Origin of the sequence: Dyella caseinilytica, assembly GCF_016865235.1 — a bacterium.
Lineage (GTDB): Bacteria > Pseudomonadota > Gammaproteobacteria > Xanthomonadales > Rhodanobacteraceae > Dyella_B > Dyella_B caseinilytica.
The window spans coordinates 208,393-226,920 of record NZ_CP064030.1 but is presented as its reverse complement, the minus strand read 5'-3'; the positions used below and the strand labels follow the sequence as shown (position 1 = coordinate 226,920).

The 18,528-nt window shown below is 59.9% G+C and carries 12 protein-coding genes and 1 pseudogene; 7 read left to right on the top strand and 6 right to left on the bottom strand.

Annotation, left to right across the window (positions count from 1 at the left end; translation table 11 throughout):
* On the top strand, positions 1 to 828 hold the full coding sequence (gene mutM, locus ISN74_RS00985) for a bifunctional DNA-formamidopyrimidine glycosylase/DNA-(apurinic or apyrimidinic site) lyase (protein ID WP_188796522.1): 828 nt from the start codon (positions 1 to 3) through the stop codon (positions 826 to 828).
* Between the two features lie 61 nt (positions 829 to 889).
* Here the strand turns inward: mutM and ISN74_RS00980 are convergent, their stop codons facing one another.
* Positions 890 to 1,666 (bottom strand): hypothetical protein, encoded by a 777-nt coding sequence (locus tag ISN74_RS00980; RefSeq protein WP_188796520.1) that lies wholly within the window; start codon positions 1,664 to 1,666, stop codon positions 890 to 892.
* Positions 1,667 to 1,696: 30 nt separating this feature from the next.
* The gene (locus ISN74_RS00975; protein WP_188796518.1) at positions 1,697 to 2,329 is read right to left on the bottom strand and encodes a thymidine kinase; all 633 of its coding nucleotides are present in this window, start codon (positions 2,327 to 2,329) and stop codon (positions 1,697 to 1,699) included.
* Positions 2,330 to 2,546: 217 nt separating this feature from the next.
* Between ISN74_RS00975 and ISN74_RS00970 the strand changes: the two genes are divergently transcribed.
* Positions 2,547 to 4,529 (top strand): UvrD-helicase domain-containing protein, encoded by a 1,983-nt coding sequence (locus ISN74_RS00970; RefSeq protein WP_188796516.1) that lies wholly within the window; start codon positions 2,547 to 2,549, stop codon positions 4,527 to 4,529.
* A 9-nt stretch (positions 4,530 to 4,538) separates the two neighbouring features.
* Positions 4,539 to 5,243: a 5,6-dimethylbenzimidazole synthase gene (gene bluB, locus ISN74_RS00965; RefSeq protein ID WP_188796514.1), complete on the top strand. Its 705-nt coding sequence runs from the start codon at positions 4,539 to 4,541 to the stop codon at positions 5,241 to 5,243.
* Positions 5,244 to 5,305: 62 nt separating this feature from the next.
* Here bluB and ISN74_RS00960 read toward each other — a convergent pair whose 3' ends face one another.
* Positions 5,306 to 6,274, bottom strand: coding sequence for an AI-2E family transporter (locus ISN74_RS00960; RefSeq protein WP_188796512.1), 969 nt, complete (start codon positions 6,272 to 6,274; stop codon positions 5,306 to 5,308).
* Positions 6,275 to 6,416: 142 nt separating this feature from the next.
* Here ISN74_RS00960 and ISN74_RS00955 point away from each other — a divergent pair, with 142 nt between their 5' ends.
* From ISN74_RS00955 to plsB, 3 genes are all read left to right on the top strand, one after another.
* On the top strand, positions 6,417 to 7,313 hold the full coding sequence (locus tag ISN74_RS00955) for a 5'-nucleotidase, lipoprotein e(P4) family (RefSeq protein WP_188796504.1): 897 nt from the start codon (positions 6,417 to 6,419) through the stop codon (positions 7,311 to 7,313).
* A gap of 338 nt (positions 7,314 to 7,651) precedes the next feature.
* Positions 7,652 to 8,629, top strand: a complete 978-nt coding sequence (locus tag ISN74_RS00950) for a hypothetical protein (protein WP_188796501.1) — start codon at positions 7,652 to 7,654, stop codon at positions 8,627 to 8,629.
* Between the two features lie 153 nt (positions 8,630 to 8,782).
* Positions 8,783 to 11,488 carry a glycerol-3-phosphate 1-O-acyltransferase PlsB gene (gene plsB / locus ISN74_RS00945; protein WP_188796499.1) on the top strand — a complete coding sequence of 902 codons (2,706 nt, stop codon included), beginning with the start codon at positions 8,783 to 8,785 and terminating at the stop codon, positions 11,486 to 11,488.
* Positions 11,489 to 11,583: 95 nt separating this feature from the next.
* On the opposite strand, the gene ISN74_RS00940 is transcribed toward plsB, so the two are convergent.
* Positions 11,584 to 14,298 carry a S8 family serine peptidase gene (locus ISN74_RS00940; protein WP_188796492.1) on the bottom strand — a complete coding sequence of 905 codons (2,715 nt, stop codon included), beginning with the start codon at positions 14,296 to 14,298 and terminating at the stop codon, positions 11,584 to 11,586.
* Between the two features lie 25 nt (positions 14,299 to 14,323).
* Between ISN74_RS00940 and ISN74_RS00935 the strand changes: the two genes are divergently transcribed.
* A complete protein-coding gene (locus tag ISN74_RS00935; RefSeq protein ID WP_188796490.1) occupies positions 14,324 to 14,551 on the top strand; it encodes a hypothetical protein in 228 nt (75 codons plus the stop codon).
* Positions 14,552 to 15,136: 585 nt separating this feature from the next.
* Here the strand turns inward: ISN74_RS00935 and ISN74_RS00930 are convergent.
* Together ISN74_RS00930 and ISN74_RS21310 are read right to left on the bottom strand one after the other, a co-directional pair.
* Positions 15,137 to 17,866, bottom strand: coding sequence for a S8 family serine peptidase (locus ISN74_RS00930; protein ID WP_425488842.1), 2,730 nt, complete (start codon positions 17,864 to 17,866; stop codon positions 15,137 to 15,139).
* Positions 17,867 to 17,890: 24 nt separating this feature from the next.
* Positions 17,891 to 18,133 (bottom strand): annotated as a pseudogene (locus ISN74_RS21310) (hypothetical protein); the annotation flags it as partial.
* Between the last annotated feature and the right edge of the window lie 395 nt (positions 18,134 to 18,528).

The following is an 18,528-nucleotide window of genomic DNA, read 5'->3' as shown; positions in this document are numbered from 1 at the left end:
ATGCCTGAATTGCCTGAGGTCGAAACCACCCGACGAGGCATTGCGCCACATCTGATCGGGCGTCGGGTTGCAAGCGTCACGCTGCGCCGCAATGACCTGCGCTGGCCGATTCCGCGTGAAATCACCGAACTGTTGCCCGGACAACGCATCGACGAGGTCGAGCGCCGCGCGAAATACCTGCTGCTGCATACTCACGCCGGGAGCGCCTTGCTGCATCTGGGCATGACTGGCGTCCTGCGCGTGTTGCCCCCTGATGTCACGCCTGGCGCGCATGACCATGTCGACATTGCGCTCGAACCGCTGCGAGGCGAGCGATCACGTATCCTGCGTTTTACCGATCCGCGCCGTTTCGGCTGCCTGCTGTGGCAGCCGCCTGGAATCACGCATGAATTGCTCGCAGGACTCGGCCCGGAACCGCTTACCGATGCCTTCGATGGCGAACTGCTCTATCGGCGTTCACGCGGACGCAAGGCAGCGGTAAAACTGTTCTTGATGGACAACGCCATCGTGGTGGGCGTCGGGAATATCTACGCCAGCGAAGCGCTGTTTGCCGCTGGCATCGACCCGCGTCGTGCCGCAGGCACGGTGTCACGCGCGCGTTATCAGCGACTTGCTGCTGAAGTGAAGCGCATTCTGGCTTGGGCGATCGAACGCGGCGGCACCACCCTGCGCGACTTTCTCAATCCAGATGGTGCGCCGGGTTATTTCTTCCGTGAGCTGTTCGTGTATGGACGTGAAGGCGAGCCCTGTAAGGTGTGCGGCACCGCGATTCGGCAGACCGTGATCGGACAGCGTTCGACGTTCTGGTGTCCGCGCTGTCAGAAATAGAGCTGGATGCGCAATCCCGCGGCCGTCATTCCCGCGGAAACGGGAATGACAACCATGAAGGTTAAGCCTGCTCTGACGGCCAATAGAACGCCACATACGTATTGTTGAACTGCGGATCGCTATACCCGCCACCCAACTCCGCCGTTAGCCCTCCCAAAATCCCGTCGACTTCCAGCGCCTGCCCTTGTTTGAAGTGCGCACCGAGTGCCTGCAACTCGACCAGTCGCTGGCAAAGCGCACCCGCGCGATCCAACTCCTGCGCAGGCACATCGTGCAGGCTGATATCGGGACGGCCGAACTTGCGCAAGCCGCGCGTGTGAATCCACAGGCGATCGGAGTCTCCTTCCTCATCACGCAGAATCAGCACGTGATGACGCAGCGGTGCACCATCCTTGATCAGATAACGCTTGCGCCATTCATCCGCACTGAACAAAGTGAGAATCTGCGGATCAAGCACCGCCACACCGCCCATGTCGAGTAGTCCGGCGATCACGCCTAGCGTGTCGCGCAGGTAGCCGGTATCCGCGCTGTCCTTGAAACGCCCGCGCAGCACCAGCACCTGCGGCGCAGCGATGGCTTTCTCGAAAGCTTCAGGCGCATCGTCCTTGAACAACTCGCCCAGCGAACCTTTCAGCGGATAGCCTTCCCATTCGCGCAGGGCGCTGTGGTGGTGGCTGGTCAACTCCACTTCCTCCGGCAAGCCATCGCTGCCGTATGGCTCGGAGGGCACCCGAATCGGCTGAAAATCACCGAACACGTAGAACTGCACGATGATTTCCTCATCGCTAGGCTGCCAATGCGGGCGCTGCCAGGCGGGGAAATAAAGCGGGTTGCTCATGGATTCGTCCTTTTTTCTTGGCAGCGCTGATCAGCGCTGGTCGTCCAGCGGCAGGCTGGGCTGTTGCAACTCGATACGGCCATGCCCCTGGGTAATCTTCTTGAACTCGGCGCGGCTCACCGACACATAGCGTTCGTTGCCGCCAATCTCAACCTGCGGCCCTTCGGTAATCGCGCGACCGCGCTCGTCCACGCGGACCACCATGGTGGCCTTGCGGCCGGTGTGGCAGATGGTCTTGATCTCTTCCAGGCTGTCGGCCCAGGCCAGCAGGTAGCGGCTGCCTTCGAACAATTCGCCGCGAAAATCCGTGCGCAAGCCATAGGCCAGCACCGGGATATTCAAGGTATCGACCACATCGCTCAGCTGCCAGACCTGCGCCTTGGTCAGAAATTGCGCCTCATCGACAAATACGCAATGCAGGTCGCCGTGCGCGGCGATATCTGCCCGCGCCATCGCATAGAGATCCGCGTCGCTGCTGAAGCGCTGCGCCTGAGACTTCAAGCCGATACGCGAAGCAACGATGCCTTCGCCATAGCGATTGTCCAGCGCCGGGGTAAGGATCAAGGTGCGCATGCCGCGCTCGTAATAGTTATAAGCGCTCTGCAGCAGATTGGTGGTCTTACCGGCATTCATCGCCGAGTAATAGAAATACAGCTTGGCCATGGTCCCCTACCGCGTCTATGGCTACACATGGTAACGCCAATCGGGCGCGGTTCGACCCGAACGCGCCGCCCGATCTTCCAACTGGATTCACTAACACCTTGTCATCCCTGGAATAACCTTTTCGGGACGACCGTGCCATGCCGCCGCCCATCCATTTGCCCCTCCCCGCTGCTACCATCGTGCACCGCGCTCCTGCGCACCACGCTTCGCCCCTCGCATGCTCAATCCCCAACAACTGGCCGCCGTCGAACACGTCGAAAGCCCGCTGCTGGTGCTCGCCGGCGCAGGCTCCGGCAAAACCTCGGTCATCACGCAGAAAATCGCGCACCTGGTGCAACGCCGCAAGCTCGCAGCGTCGCGCATCGCCGCCATCACGTTTACCAACAAGGCGGCGCGCGAAATGCGCGAGCGTGTGAGCAAACTGGTCAGCGCGGAGGACGCACAGGCGCTGACCGTGTGCACGTTCCACGCGCTGGGTTTGAAATTCCTGCAAATGGAACACGCGCGTGCCGGCCTGCGGCGCGGTTTTTCCGTGCTGGATGCGGACGACAGCGAAAACATCGTCAAGGAACTCGCGCCCAAGGGTGCGAAGCCGGATGTGCTGTTCGGCATCCGCAATCTACTCAGCCGCGCCAAGAACAGTGGTCTGTCGCCAGAAGAAGCGCTCGCCGCCGCGCGCAGTCCGCGCGAGCTGGATGCAGCCACCATTTACGACCTTTATCAGCAACGTCTGGCGGCGTTCAACGCTGTCGATTTCGACGATCTGATCCGCCTGCCGCTGCGCATTCTCGAAAGCGACGAGGAATGCCGCAATACCTGGCGCGAACGCCTGCGCTATCTGCTGGTGGACGAATACCAGGATACCAACGACGCGCAGTACCGCCTGGTCAGGGCACTGGCTGGCGAGCGCGGCAGCTTCACCTGCGTGGGCGACGATGATCAATCGATCTACGCTTGGCGTGGCGCCAATCCCGAGAACATCGATCAGCTCAGCAAGGATTGGCCAAACCTGCGCGTGATCAAGCTGGAACAGAACTATCGCTGCGGCAAGCGCATCCTGCGTGCCGCCAACCAGCTGATCGCGAACAACCCCCATCTGCACACTAAAAAACTGTGGAGCGAACATCCAGAAGGTGCGCCGATCCGCATCATCGAATGCAAGGACAACGAACACGAAGCCGAACGCATCGCCGGCATGGCGGCCACCCTGGCGGAAAAGCACAAGGTGCGTTGGCATGACATGGCCATTCTCTATCGCGGCAACTTCCAGGCACGTCCACTGGAGAAAGCGCTTCGGCTGGCGCGCGTGCCGTATCACCTGACCGGTGCGCTGTCCTTCCTGGATCGCGCCGAAGTGAAGGACGTGCTTTGCTATCTGCGCCTGCTCACCAACCCGAGCGATGACGCTGCATTTCTTCGCGTGGTGAATGTACCCAAGCGCGAAATCGGCGCTACCACGCTGGAAAAGCTGGGTCAGATCGCACAGACACGCCAATATTCTCTGCTGGAAGCCACGCGCAGCGACAGCGTACTGCGCCAGCTCAGCCCGCGCCCCGCTGCCGCGCTCGCTTCGTTCTCCGAACTACTGGATGAACTGCGCAGCGCATCGCTGCACGAAAGCGCCGCCGATCTGGTCGATCGCGTGCTCTCACGCACCCAGTATGCCGCGCACATCGCCGGCAGCACGTCGGACGTCGCTCTGCGTGATCGTCGTCTTGGCAATCTTCGCGAATTGGCCGATTGGTTCCGTGCCATGCAGAAGGGCGGCAACAATGCGGGCGATCTTGCATCGCAGCTTGCGCTGCTTAGTCACGCTGACCGCGATGAGCCTGGCAATGCCCTGCGCATGATGACGCTCCATGCCGCAAAAGGCCTGGAGTTCCGCTTTGTATTCATCGTCGGCTGCGAGGAAGGCACGCTGCCGCACGACGGCGCGATCGATGAAGGCCGCACGGATGAAGAGCGCCGCCTGATGTACGTGGGTATCACGCGCGCAAAAGAATTGCTGACGCTGTCGTGGTCATCCAAGACCAAACGCTACGGCGAAATTCATTCCAACCAGCCCAGCCGGTTCCTGCACGAACTGCCGCAGGACGATCTGCACTGGGAAGGCAAGGACCTGGAAGCCGACAAGGAGGCCGTGCGTGAAACGGCCGAGTCGCACATGGCAAAGATTGCCGCGATGCTTGCCGGCAACTGAGGCCACAACATGACCGAACACAGCTTTACCGACGAACAACGCGAGGGACTGTACCGCGCCATCCGCGAACGTCGCGACGTGCGCTCGCAATTCCTGCCCGACCCGATCGCGCCTGACATCCTGGCGCGGCTGTTGCAGGCTGCGCATCATGCGCCATCCGTCGGCTTCATGCAGCCGTGGGATTTTGTCGTGATCGACAGCCTGGATATCAAGCGCGCCGTGAAGGCGCTCTACGAACAGGCCAATGCGGATGCTGCCAGCAACTACACCGGCGATCGCGCGACGCAATACCGGCGGTTGAAACTGGAAGGCATCGTCGACAGCCCGATCAATCTGTGCATCACCTGCGATCGTCAACGCGGAGGGCCGCATGTACTCGGCCGCCATACGATGCTGGAAACCGATCTGTTCAGCACCTGTCTCGCCGTGCAGAACCTGTGGCTGGCCGCACGCGCGGAAGGTATTGGCGTGGGTTGGGTGAGCATTGTCGATCCCGTGTTGCTGGCGCAGACGCTGAAGCTGCCGGAGCACGTCTATCCCGTGGCTTACTTGTGCCTGGGCTATGTCAGTGAATTTCTGCCGAAGCCGGAGCTGGAAATAGCCGGATGGCGTTCACGCCTGCCATTGGAGCAATTGCTTCACGGCAATACATGGGATGGCCGCATCGAAAACGATGCCTTGATATCTGCTATCAACAAGCCTGACGGGACCTGATGCACGCAGATTGAATTACCCCGAACTTGACCCGGGCGCAACCCAGTCTACGGTGGATTCCTTCAAATCATCCCCTCTGTCTCAAGCTCGCTCTTGAGATAGGCGTAATAGACCGGCGCAGCGATCAAGCCAGCGAGTCCAAAGGCGGCCTCCATCACCAGCATCGCCACCAGCAGCTCCCACGCGCGAGCACGAATCTGCGTGCCGATAATGCGCGCGTTGAGAAAGTATTCCAGCTTGTGGATCACGATCAGGAAGCCCAGCGCCGCAGCGGCCACCCAGATCGATACGGACAAGCCCGCAATCGTCACCGCCGTGTTCGAAATCAGATTGCCGATCACCGGCAACAGGCCGGCCAGGAAGGTGATCACCACCAGCGTCTTGGCTAACGGCACGTGTATGCCCATCAAGGGCAAAACGCCAAGCAGGAAGATGCCGGAGGCCACCGTGTTGATCAGCGAGATCTTGATCTGCGCAAACACGATGTTGTGAAACGCTTCGGCCAGATGCTGGCAGCGTTCGCCCAGCGCCGCCGCCAGCGGCCCCACTTGATGCGGCGGACGCGCGCGATTGAGTGCGACCAGTGCACCAAGCACCATGCCGACGATGATGCGCACCAACACGCGCGCAGTTTCCTTGCCTACGTTCTGCAGGCTCATCGCGTGTTTGCGTGTCAGGTCCATGGCCATGACGCGCAACTCATCCACGCTGTCCGGCAGCCAGTTGGTGATCGCAGGCGGCAATTGCTCACGCGCCTTTTCCACCAGTGGCATCAACTGCTCCTGCCACAACAGATCTGGATCACCCATTTCCTTGCGGAAGAAGCTCACCAGCCACACCACCAGCAAGGTAAGCAGACCGACAACGACCACGCCCAGCACCGTCACCACCACCAAACGCGCCCGTTCGCCGGAAATACGACGGCCGAGCAAGGGCGTCATGGCATGCACCAATTCGTACACCAGCAAGCCGGCCAGCAGCGCAGGCAGCAAATGCAGCCACAGCATCATCAGCAGTGCCAGCGCAGCCATGATGTAACTGCTAAGGCGAATGCCTCGGGTTAGCTCAGTAAGTGCAGGCACCTTGGTCACCTTTGGCAGAACCGGATGCTGACGAGTCTGTCATAAACTTGCGCCGTCCTCTGCGGCCTTTGTCTTTTTTACAGGGTGTTTCATGACCAAATCCTTGTCCGCCTTGCTGGGCACCGCACTGGTGCTTGCGGGCTGCGCCAATCAGGCATCACATGCTCCGGCTTCTGCCGCACCGATTGCACCTGCTCCGGCCACCAAGCCCACCGTTGCTGCCGATGACAATCTCAATGCTGTCGCCTGGAGTCAGACGGCGCTGGAACATGATTTGGTCTACCTGGAAACCTATCGCAGCGCGCAGTCGCAATTGCTCACCGCGCTGAAAGACAAGAGCTGGGATGCATTGCCCACCGAGGATCGCACGGCGCCGTACAAGGGCCTGAAGCCGGCAGTAATCCTGGATATCGACGAAACCGTGCTCGACAACTCGCCCTATCAGGCCCGGCTGATCCGCAACGGCGGCGAATACAACGAGGCCGACTGGGCCAAGTGGTGCAAGGAGAAACGCGCCCGCGCGCTGCCTGGCGCGGTCGCATTCACCCAGTTCGCGGCCAAGCACGGTGTCGCCGTCATCTACATCTCCAACCGCTCGCAGGATCTGGATACGGCCACCATCGACAACCTGCGCCACGCCGGCCTGCCGGTGTCGGGGCCAGATGCTTTCCTCGGCCTGGGCACCATCCTGCGCGGTTGCGATCAGGTGGGCACGGAGAAGAGCTGCCGCCGCCAGCTGGTGGGCCAGCACTATCGTGTACTGATGCAGTTCGGCGACCAGCTCGGCGACTTTGTCAGCGTGTTGAGCAATACTGACGCCGGCCGCAACCAGGCCATGGTGCCGTACACGAAGTGGATCGGCAGCCGCTGGTTTGTGTTGCCCAACCCGACCTACGGCTCATGGGAGCCCGCGCTATTCAACAACGAGTGGAGCGCGCCGCGGGACCAGCGCCGCCAGCAAAAGATCGATGCTTTGCGCGTTGACTAATTTAAATATCAATGACTTAGAGATAGATATCTCAAGTATTGCTTGAGGTTCGTCAGATCCGTATCATGGGCTCCGCCGAATCCTGCTGACCTCCAAATTTACTGCGGGCAACGGCCATTTCCCTTCCGGCGATGCCGGCATGACCCCGCGAGGCCTAACGCCCGTGGGGTTTTCTTTGACGGCCTTCTGCATGCCCGTGTGATCTGCGCCCCAAGTGCCAACCGCGGCGGCGGCGCAAGCTATAAGCAGACATGAAACAGGCTCTAAGATGCACCGCGGCCTTGATGCCGCCATCGGCCTCGACGGGCCATAAACCGCCATCCTACGTGAGAGATTCCATGCGTTTTCAGATACTTGGCCGTAGCCTGCTGGTTCTGGCGATGTTCGCGCTGGTCGCGTGCCACAAAAAGGAAGATAACGTTGCGGTACCCGGCGGCGATACGCCGGAAGCGGCCGTGCAGCAATCGGTGACCTTGATCAAAGCCGGCGACTTCGATGGTTTCTGGAAACACGCCCTGCCCCCGGCAGATTACGCCAACCTGCGCAACGACTGGAAACTGCCGCACCCCGACCGGCGCCCGATTACCGATGGGGATCGTGCCCGCTTCACCCAGGCTGTGCAGCAGATCACCGCGCCCAATGCCGAAACCACTCTTTATGACCAACTGAAGCCCAAGCTGGCGCAGTTGGAGGCGCAGTACCACGACCAGCTACCGGTGATGATCGGTATCGGCCAAGCCATCCTCACCACCGGCATCGCCCAGAACAAGACGATGACGGAAACCCAGAAACAACAAGCGCGCGACGCGCTGAACGTGCTGCTGCCCTGGGCCCAGCAAACGCCCTGGTTCGATCAGGACAAGGCCAAACAGGCCGTCGGCGTGGTGGTGGTCACCGCGCGCCAGCTCGATCTAAAGAGCGCCGACCAAGTGCAGAACATGGATTTCGACACCGCCATGAAGAATTACTCCATTGGCTTTGGCGGGGTGAAGCAATTGCTGGACATTTACGGCCTTTCGGTCGATGACGCGCTCAATTCGGTCAAAGCCACCACGATCAGCATGGACCACGGCCAGGCCCACGTGAAGATTGACTACACCCTGCTTGGCAAGCCGCTCACCACCGATTCGCAACTGGTGCTGGTCGATGGCCGCTGGTATAGCCAGGATCTCATCAACAGCGCCCGCGCCGAACACGAGCAATTGCTCCATCCAAGCGCACCAGCCAGTAGCGCCAGCGCGCCCATACCTGCGGCCAGCACCCAAGCGCCGGCCAGCGCCTCGACGACGGGGAACGTGATGGCGGCGAAGCCGTAGTCGCACGCCTTCGATGTGTTCCGAATCAACGCGCTCGTCATCCCGGCGCAAGCCGGGATGACGGTGAAGCAAGGCAGGGCTGCTCGGAAGCTGGAGGCTGGCGCTCTCACACCGCCATCACAGCCCACAACCCGCTAACGATAGAATAGGCAGATGCCGACGATAACGACCGCGGAAACCACTTACCGCAGCCGCGCCCCCTGGTGGTTCAATCTGGCCGGGCACCTGCTAGAGCCCTGGGTTCGCATCCGCCGCGACCCAGCCGAGCCGGCCGCGCTCCTCAAGAGCGATGCCCCTGTGTGCTACGTGATCGAGCGCGACGGTTTTTCCGACGCGCTGATCCTCGACCGCGCCTGCCGCGAAGCCGGGCTGCCCAGCCCGATGCAGCCGCTGCCGCACACCCGGCGCAAGCGCTCGGTGTTTGCGCTGGCTCGCCGCGATGGCGAGGTGTTCGGCCGCAATCGCAAGCGCTCGCCCGATCAGCCGATCGGCCAGCTGATCCGCTCGCTGGAAGGTTTCCCTGAACGAGATGTCCAGATCGTGCCCGTATCGATCTACGTCGGCCGCGCACCCTCGCGCGAAACCGGCTGGTTTAGCGTGCTGTTCTCGGAAAACTGGGTGATGGTCGGCCGCTTCCGCCGCATGCTCGCCTTGCTGCTCAACGGGCGCGACACCGTGGTGCACTTCTCTGCACCGGTATCGTTGCGTGCGGTGATGGATGAAAGCATCGAGCTGCAACCGGAGCGTTTCGCACGAAAGATCGCGCGCGTGCTGCGCACCCACTTCCGCCGCATCCGCGCGGCGGTAATCGGCCCCGACCTTTCGCACCGCCGCACCGTGGTCGATGCCGTGCTCAATGCCGAACCCGTGCGCACCGCGATCACCGCCACGGCGACCAAGGAAAACATCAGCTACGCCAAGGCGTGGGAGCGCGCGCATAAGATGGCGATGGAGATCGCCGCCGACTACTCGCATCCGGTGGTGCGTTCGTTGTCGTTCCTGCTACGCAACTTCTGGAACAAGCTTTACGACGGCATCACCATGCATCACTTCGACAAGGCACGCGCCGCAGCGCCTGGCTACGAAGTGGTGTACGTGCCCAGTCACCGCAGTCACGCCGACTATCTGCTGATGTCGTATCAGCTGAATGCTTCCGGCGTGGTGGTGCCGCACATTGCTGCAGGCGTGAATCTCAACCTGCCGCTGATCGGCCCGATCCTGCGTCGCGGTGGCGCGTTCTTCCTGCGCCGCAGCTTCAAGGGCAATGCGCTGTATCCCGTGGTGTTCAACGAATACCTGGCGCAGTTGATCGACCGCGGCGTGCCCATCGAATACTTCATCGAAGGCGGACGATCGCGCACCGGCCGCATGCTGGCGCCGCGCGCCGGCCTGCTGGCCATGACCGTGCGCGCCTTCCTACGTGCGCCGCGTCGCCCGGTGTTGTTCCAGCCGGTCTACATCGGCTACGAAAAGCTCATGGAGGGCAAGAGCTACGCCGGCGAGCTGTCCGGCAAGCCGAAAGAAAAGGAATCGCTGATCGGCTTGATCCGCGGCTTGAGCGTGCTGCGCCAACGCTATGGCCATGTAGCGCTGAATTTCGGCGAGCCGATCGAGTTGACGCCGATGCTCGATGCGGCCAGCAAGGACTGGCGCGATACCACTACCGATCCGAATGCCAAGCCCGAATGGTTCAACGGTGTGGTCGACAAGCTGGCCGAGCAAATCCAGATCAACATCAACCGCGCAGCGGACATCAATCCGATCAATCTGCTCGCTCTGGCTCTGCTCGCCACGCCCAAGCATGCGATGGCGGAAAATGATCTGCTGTCGCAGCTGGAACTGATGAAGGCGCTGTTCGAAGAACTGCCCTATTCAGACCGCATCACGCTCACGCCGATGGCGCCCGATGCCATCATCGCCTATGGCGAACAGATGGGCTGGATCACCCGCGTGCGTCATCCGCTCGGCGACGTGCTCACGGTGGAAGGGGAACCGGCGGTTCTGCTGAGCTACTTCCGCAACAACGTACAGCACCTGATTACGCCTGCGGCATGGGTGGCGTGCTGCTTCCTCAACAACCGCCGCATGACGCGCGCCTCCATTCTGCGTCTGGGCCGCATCATCTATCCCTTTATCCAGGGCGAACTGTTCCTGCCTTGGGACAGCGAAGGCTTCGGCCACCAGTTGCAAGCCACTATCGACTTCTTCGTACGCCGCGGCCTGCTGGAAGCCTCCGGCGAAGGCCGCGTACTGGAACGTGGCCCGGGCCAGGATGACGCGGCTTATCAGCTGAAGGTGATCGCACGCAGCCTGATCCAGGCTTTCGAGCGCTACTACATCGCCATCGCCGCGCTGGTGAAGAACGGTCCGCACACCGTGACCGCCGCGGAACTGGAAAATATCTGCACGCTCACCGCGCAGCGCCTGAGCCTGCTCAGCGAACCGTCCGCACCGGAATTCTTCGACAAGGCCCTGTTCCGCGGCTTCATCCAGAAACTGCGGGAACGCCGCGTGGTATGGACCGACGATCAAGGCAAGCTCGACTACGACAGCGCCCTGGAAGACATGGTGCGCGACGCCCGCGTTATCCTCGCACGTGACATGCGCCACTCCATCCTCAAGATCACCGGTGGCGATCCGGAGAAGGAAAGCGCACGCCCTGTCGCCGCTGCCGCTGAACAGCCCGCGACAGCACAGCCCGCGAAAGCAACCGTGCACCCCAAGGAAGAACAGGAACACCCTGCCGAGCAGCAGGAATTACCGCTGAACACCAGCGAAGAGCTGCACGAGCGCCACGTCAATACCGAACATCACGAACACGAACATGCGCATGTGTCGGATCATCACGACAAGACGTAGCTGCGCGGCAGGTCATCCATCGATGGAACAGGCAAGACGCTGAAGCTCGAACGTTCAGAGCTTCGGCATGACCACTTCCGCCTTCGATGGTTGCCTCAGAAGCGAAACCGTGCTCCCGCACTGATCATGCCCGCATCGGTACGCCCACCAGTAAATTCGCCACTTAGATCGACGAACCAAATCCACCTGCTCGCCGTTTGCGTCGTCACCTCGACGCCCGCCCATCCACTATTGCGCGGTGAGTTCACGCCTTCCAGCTGAAAGCTTGCAGCCGGTGCTCCCGCATAGGCCGCGGTAAAACTCAGATTGCTTCCGCTCAGCACACGTTGATACAAAGCATATCCCTGCAAGGTGGTCTGCCCACCTTGCCAGTTCCATTGATACGCGAGGCGTGCGCCTAGCTGGCCACTGGTTTGATTGAAAGTGTCCCCCGGAGCGGTAATCCCGAATCCGCCGGCACCTTCTTCCGCGATGTGACCGCGATCGAGGCTTTCGAAGCTGGCGGATGCAAAGGGCGTTATCGTCCAGTCCGATACATGCATCGCATAGCCGCTTTCACCATAGAGAGTAGTGAGCCGATCTTTGCGGTCGCTGGCGATTGCATCACCGTTCGTTCCGAGAATCGCCCAACGGCTGGTGCTGCTGGAAATCCAGTCTTCGCCAGCGCGCGCGCTGATATAGGCCGCTCCCGTGTTGTAACGGCCGTACAGCATCCCGCCAAATGCACGCGAACTGCCGCTGCCCGCCTGCAGATCGTAGTTGGCATCCAGGCGATTCCAGTCCGCGCCGACACCAAGTGTCACGTCATCACCGACCGCCATGTCATAGCCTGCGACGGAGCCGCCACCACTGTATTTGCCGGTCGCGTAACCGCTTTGACCGATATCGCCGTTCGCACCGGTAGCTTGCAACCAAACGCCGTGCTGACTCGGCGCGTCATCCAGATCAGCAAGCCGATCGGCGATCGAACGGTTGACGATGCCGCCCTGCTCGAACGTCAGCGCCTGCGATGACACCAGCATCTGGCCGGAAAGCGAATTGATCGACGCTTCCGCTTGCTGGATCGATGTGACGTTCAAGAACTGACCTTCGGCGCTCACGAATGCAGAACTGCCCGACGCACTGGCCGTAGCAGCCGGATAATAGGTCTGGTTCAACGCCGTCTGGATGTGCTGCGCCGTCTGCTGCGTGGTGGCGACATTTGGCATCGCTGCAGCCGCTACTCCGGCAACCTGCGCATTGGATAGCGTAACATTCACTTCGGTCGGTGTGTAGCTCAGCGAGCCGCTGCTGAACACGCTTCCCTGCACCACCAGCGTACCGAATTGACCAGCCACGCCACCGACCGCCTGCAACACCATGCCTGCCATTTCACTGGCGCTCGTACTAATCACGGTAACGGTTGAACTGTTGAGTGCCGCCTGTCCGGATATCTTGATCGGTGAACCCAGTTGCACCACGGTATTGGCGGATGACGATGCCGAGTAGTTGCCTTGAATCTGCAGCGATGGCGATGAAGACGGCGGAACACTGTTGAGCGTTCCGGCATTGGAGATGTTTCCGGCAACAATCCCCGACGCGAACAGGGAGGCGCCTTGCGCAATCGTGATCGCCTGCGCAGTCAACGAATTGTTCGTGATAAACGCACCACCATTGACCGCGACATCACCCGAGAACGTATCAGCACCTGTGATCGTCAGATCGCCACCATTGACAGTGACACCGCCGAAATTATCCGTACCGGTCAACGTGAGGCTGCCGCTGCCGTCCAATTGCAGTGTGCCGCTGCCACTCATGTTGTTGGAAAACGTACCGGATTCACCACTGGGGATCGTGACGTCGAAGACACCCCAGTTCAGCGCGCCCGGCCCATTCACCGCCGCTGCGGCATTCACCAGACCGTAGCCATATAACGATGGATCGCCGAGCGAAGTGGCCGTACCAAGCAAGGTTTCCTGCACATTGTTGCCGGTGAAATAGGGAAAACGTTGCCAGACCAGCGCGGCAATACCCGTCACGATTGGCGCCGAGAACGACGTCCCTTCACCCGCACCGGTGGAAAACGATGTTCCCGTTACCGGTGAGAAAGTAAGGTTGCCGGGCGCTGCAAGACACCACTGCGCGGCAACACCGCATGCGTTCGACGGTTCCGCACCATTGTCCAGACCAACCACCTGACCGGACGCATTGATGATCACATTGACCACCGCCAGCCAGCCTTTCTGCAGCGACGGCTCGAGATAGGGCAGTCCCGGCTCCACATTCGGCTGGCTGTTGCCACTATTGCCTGCCGCCCAAACCAGCAGGCTTCCTGCATTGATCGCAGGCTGAAAATACGCCTGCTCCTGCGCAACCAAGCTGCCCGCGCCGGTAGTCTGCGAAGTGATGGATTGCTCGACACTGTACGAGTTGTTGAACAGTCGCACGCCCTGATTAAGCAGATCCGTATACGCCTGTGGTATCAAGCTCATGTTGAAACTGCCTGAAGCATCGCCCACGCGCGCGACATAAAGCGACGCTTGCGGCGCAACGCCGCCATAGAACGGATAGTCGACAGGACCATCCGAATTAGCGGTGCCACCCAGGATTTCCGCCACCACCGTACCGTGTCCCACCGGATCGGTAGGCGTAGTGTTCGAGGTATCCACATAATCCTGGAACCAACTGATACGACCGCTCAATGCCGGATTGTTCGCTTGCACGCCGGTATCGAGGATACCCACCTTCACACCCTGCCCCTGCACGCTGGTGGAAGATCCACCCGAAGCCCATGCTGTCGGCACATTTTCCGGATCCAACTGCTGACGCAATTCGACTGCTACTTGTGCTGTCGTAATGGTTGCGGCGGGTGTTGGTGAAGGTGAAGGCGTAGGTGACGGCGTTGTCGTAGATGTTACCGACGAAGCAGGCGATACGGTTGCCGACGCGGCTGTCGAAGACTGCACATTGCCGTTGCCTCCTCCTCCGCCACAAGCGCTCAATGAACTCGTCAATGCCAATGCAACTGAAAAAGCCAATACGTTGTTACGACCCATCACTACAACCCTGCCCGTCAAGCATTGAGATAAACCACAACACGTGCTGACAAGCGCACGCATGATCGGCTTGGGAAATCGAGACAGCTATTCCCCATGCGCTGGTGCAAATCGCACACAGCGCAGCCATGTCAGTCGGCAGAAAAATGGCTGAAGCGCATCGGCGCCTGACGTCTGAAGGAGACGTCAGCAGAAACATCAAACAAGTGAATGTGTGCGTGGCACGCATACATCCCGACTTGATTGACGTATCACCCCATCAGCCATCTATGACTGCAAAACCCAGGGAGGGTCGAAGCAAGACGAATGCCAGCTATTTTCGGGCTCTTTTGTTCAGGTCATTCAGGAAAATACCTGAAAATCAGGCCACATCTTCACGCTGGCGTGAAGATGAAAAACCAAGTCGCTGATGGCCGCTGCAGTACAAGTTCAAGCTCAACGGCAAGTTACACAACTGTCTTGAGCCGAGATCCTCGGCGCGTGCCATTCCGCGCTTTCCCGAGCACGCAGACCATACGCTGACGTGAAGAGTCAGTGAAATGACGCTGTGGTGCCAAGCGGCCGACATCGCATGAATTTGCGACACCGGCCGCTTGGCATCACCCTTGTTCGATTAAAAACTGTAGCGAGCCCCCGCACTGATCATCCGCGCCTTGGTGCCACCACTTGCGAATTGCCCATCCAGATTCAGATACCACGACCAGTGGTTATTCATGACCGCATTCAAACCTGCACCGACCCATTCGCTGTTGCGTGGTGAGTTCACACCTTCAAGCTCGAAGGTGGCGTTGGGTGCTCCGGCATAGGCGGCGGTGAAACCAAGATCCTTGCCGCCCAGGATACGTTGATACAACGCATAGCCTTTCAACGAGAGCTGCCCATCACCCCACGCCCAACGATAAGCGAGACGTGCGCCGAGCTGCGCGTAGCTTTGGTTGAAATCATCGCTTGGCGCGGCAATACCGAAACCACCCGCACCTTGCTCGTTGATCGCACCACGATCCAGATGCTCATCGCCAGCCGACACGAAGGGTGTGGTCGTCCATGCATCCGACTTCACGTTGTAGCCCGCCTCCAGATAAGCGGACGTCATCTCATCATTGCGCGAACTGGTGATGGCAGCGGGCACTACACCAAGCACACCCCAACGGCTGGTGTCGCTGTGAATCCAATCTTCGCCCATGCGGCCCGACAGGTACGCATTACCGGCCGTCCACTTGGCATACAGCATCGCACCCGTACTGCGAGAGGTGTTGTTACCGCCTTGCAGGCTGTAGCTCGAACCCAGGTGATTCCAATCCAGGCCCACGCCCAGCATGAAATCGTCAGCGAGCTTCATGTCGTAACCGGCTACGGAACCGCCACCGCTGTAATTGCCAGTGGCATAACCACTGCGCGCGATATCACCATCTGCGCCGGTGCCTTGGAACCAAGCGCCTTGTTGCGCGTTGCCATCATCGATATCAACGAGGCGATCGGCCACAGTTCGGTTGACGATGCCTGCCTGCTCAAACGTGAGCCCCTGTGAAGATGCCAGCAATTGACCCGAGAGGCTATTGATCGATGCCGCGGCCTGCGCCATGGAACTCACGTGTAAAAAGTCACCTGCCGCATCGAGAAAGGTTGCATGCGACGAAGGATCCGAAGCGACCCATTGATTGGCCTTTACCAATGCGGCCTGGATGTGCTCGGCCGTCTGCTGTGTGGTGACCAGCCCAGGCATCGCAGCCTGTGCGACAGCCGAAACCGATGCCTGGTTGAGGGTTATATCGACCTGGGTAGCCGTGTAGGACAGGCTACCGCTGGTATAGACACTGTTGGCGACCGTGACCGATCCGAATACACCGGATACGCCTCCATTCGCCTGTAACACGAGCGCGTTCGCCTGCGGCGTGTAGCCAGACGGCAGATCTACGATTAGCAAGGATTTGTTCAAGGTCGCCACACCGGAAACTTCCAGCGGCGAAGTCAGAGTGATTTCCGTTTCAGTCGGCGACCCGGCCTGCGTTGCCAGAATGACCGTGTAATTGCCGTTGATTTGCAAGGACCCGCCAGCTCCCGTGTAGACCATCCCGCTACTGAGAACGTTGCCGTTGATGGCATTTCCTGTTGCAACGGTCGTCAACTCCCCTGATTGGTTGACGACCACATTGGAAGCCAAAGTACCATCGACGATAAGTTGACCGCCGTTGACAGTCGTTTCGCTCGCCGTGGTCGTGGTACCGGTCGACACATAAAGCGTGCCACCATTGACGGTAAGGCCACCGATATTGTTCATCCCCATCAAAAAGAGCGATCCTGCACCATCCAATTGCAGCGAGCCGCCGCCGGAGAGGTTGTTCGAGAAAGCCGCGGTTTGACTTGTGGGGACGTTGACGTCAAAAACACCCCAGTTGAGCTGACCTGGTCCATTAACCGCCGCCTCGGCATTCACCAACCCGTAGCCGTAATAAGCCGGACTACCCAGATTGGTAGCCGTACCCAGCAACGTCTGCTGCACATTGGACGCGGTAAAGAACGGAAACTTTTGCCATACGAGCGCTGCCACACCACTGACAACAGCGGCCGATCCGGATGTACCGTCGCCGGCTCCAGTGGAGAATGGAGTGTTGGCCACAGGGGAAACATAGATATAACCCGGCGCCGCGAGGCACCAGGGAGCGGCCACGCCACATGCGTTGGAGGTGGCAGTGGTGTCCAGGCCTGTCACCTGCCCATTGGCGTTCAACGTGACATTCACCACCGCCAACCAGTTGTTCTGCAGGCTAGGTTCGTAATAAGGCAATCCTGCTTCAATGCTTGGCTGAGACTTACCTTCGTTACCTGCCGCAAAAACCATCAACTGACCATTGGTCGCGGTCGAAGCATAGACCGCATAGCTCCCGGCAATCTGCGGATCGGTTGGAGCTACGCCAGTAATGGATGTGGTGCTTCCATAGGAATTGTTGATCAGCTTCACGCCTTGCGCAGTCAGGTCGGCAAGTGCCTGTGGCACCAGGCTGAGGTCGACATTGCCGCTACTGTCACCAACCCTCGCGATGTACAGCGAAGACTGCGGCGCCACGCCACCCTCGAAGGGATTGTTGCCCGAACCATTGGCATTCGCCGTTCCGCCGATGATTTCCGCCATCATGGTTCCATGACCATCCGTATCCTGCGGCGTCGTATTACTGGGATCCACGTAATCCTGGAACCAACTGATGCGATTGAGCAGCGCGGGATTGTTGGCTTGCGCACCGCTATCCAGCACACCAACCTTGACGCCTTGACCCTGATTGCCCGTAAGGCTCTGCGCTGTAATCCATGCAAGCGTGACGTTCTCTGGAGCGAGCTGCGCAAGCAACGGGTTGTAGCCGAGAATGGCCGGCGTGGAGAGCGGCGTGGGACTGCCCGTAAGTGTCGTAGGTGCCGGCCCTGATGGAGGAGCTGGGGCTGGGGTGGGAGCCGGCGCCGGTGCAGGAGTCGGCGCAGGAGTCGGTGAAGGCGTAGTGACCGTGGGCTTTACATTGCTGTTGCCACCACCCCCTCCACCACCACATGCCGTCAGTGAAGTGGTTAACGCGATTCCCAAACAAACTGCCAACACGTTTCGACGACTGACCTTATGCATGGATGCAACTCCATTTGTTCAATTGAATTCGCACAGGAAGATGCGGCGCATGCCAGATGCGCCATGAATGGAAATCGGGGAGTTACATCAAGGACGCATTCGCTGCGCAGGATTAATCCAATGGGCGCACGCAAATGTCGGTCGAAGGAGCATGCCGATGCATGCCATGTTCGTGCAAAGCGACTGCGGAAGAATTTTCATCGATCCGTCGATCCCTGATAAACCTCAAATGGGACGGATGCACACGCACATCCACCCCGCCTCGCAGGTGCTACTCGCTTGTAAGGTTTCCAGTCGCCCCAATCGACGGAATTTGTTGCAAACAGTGCGTCAGATTGCCTGACACACTGCCTCCCTGTTTATGCGAAACGGCGTCTTATTGCGCCGTTTTAAGC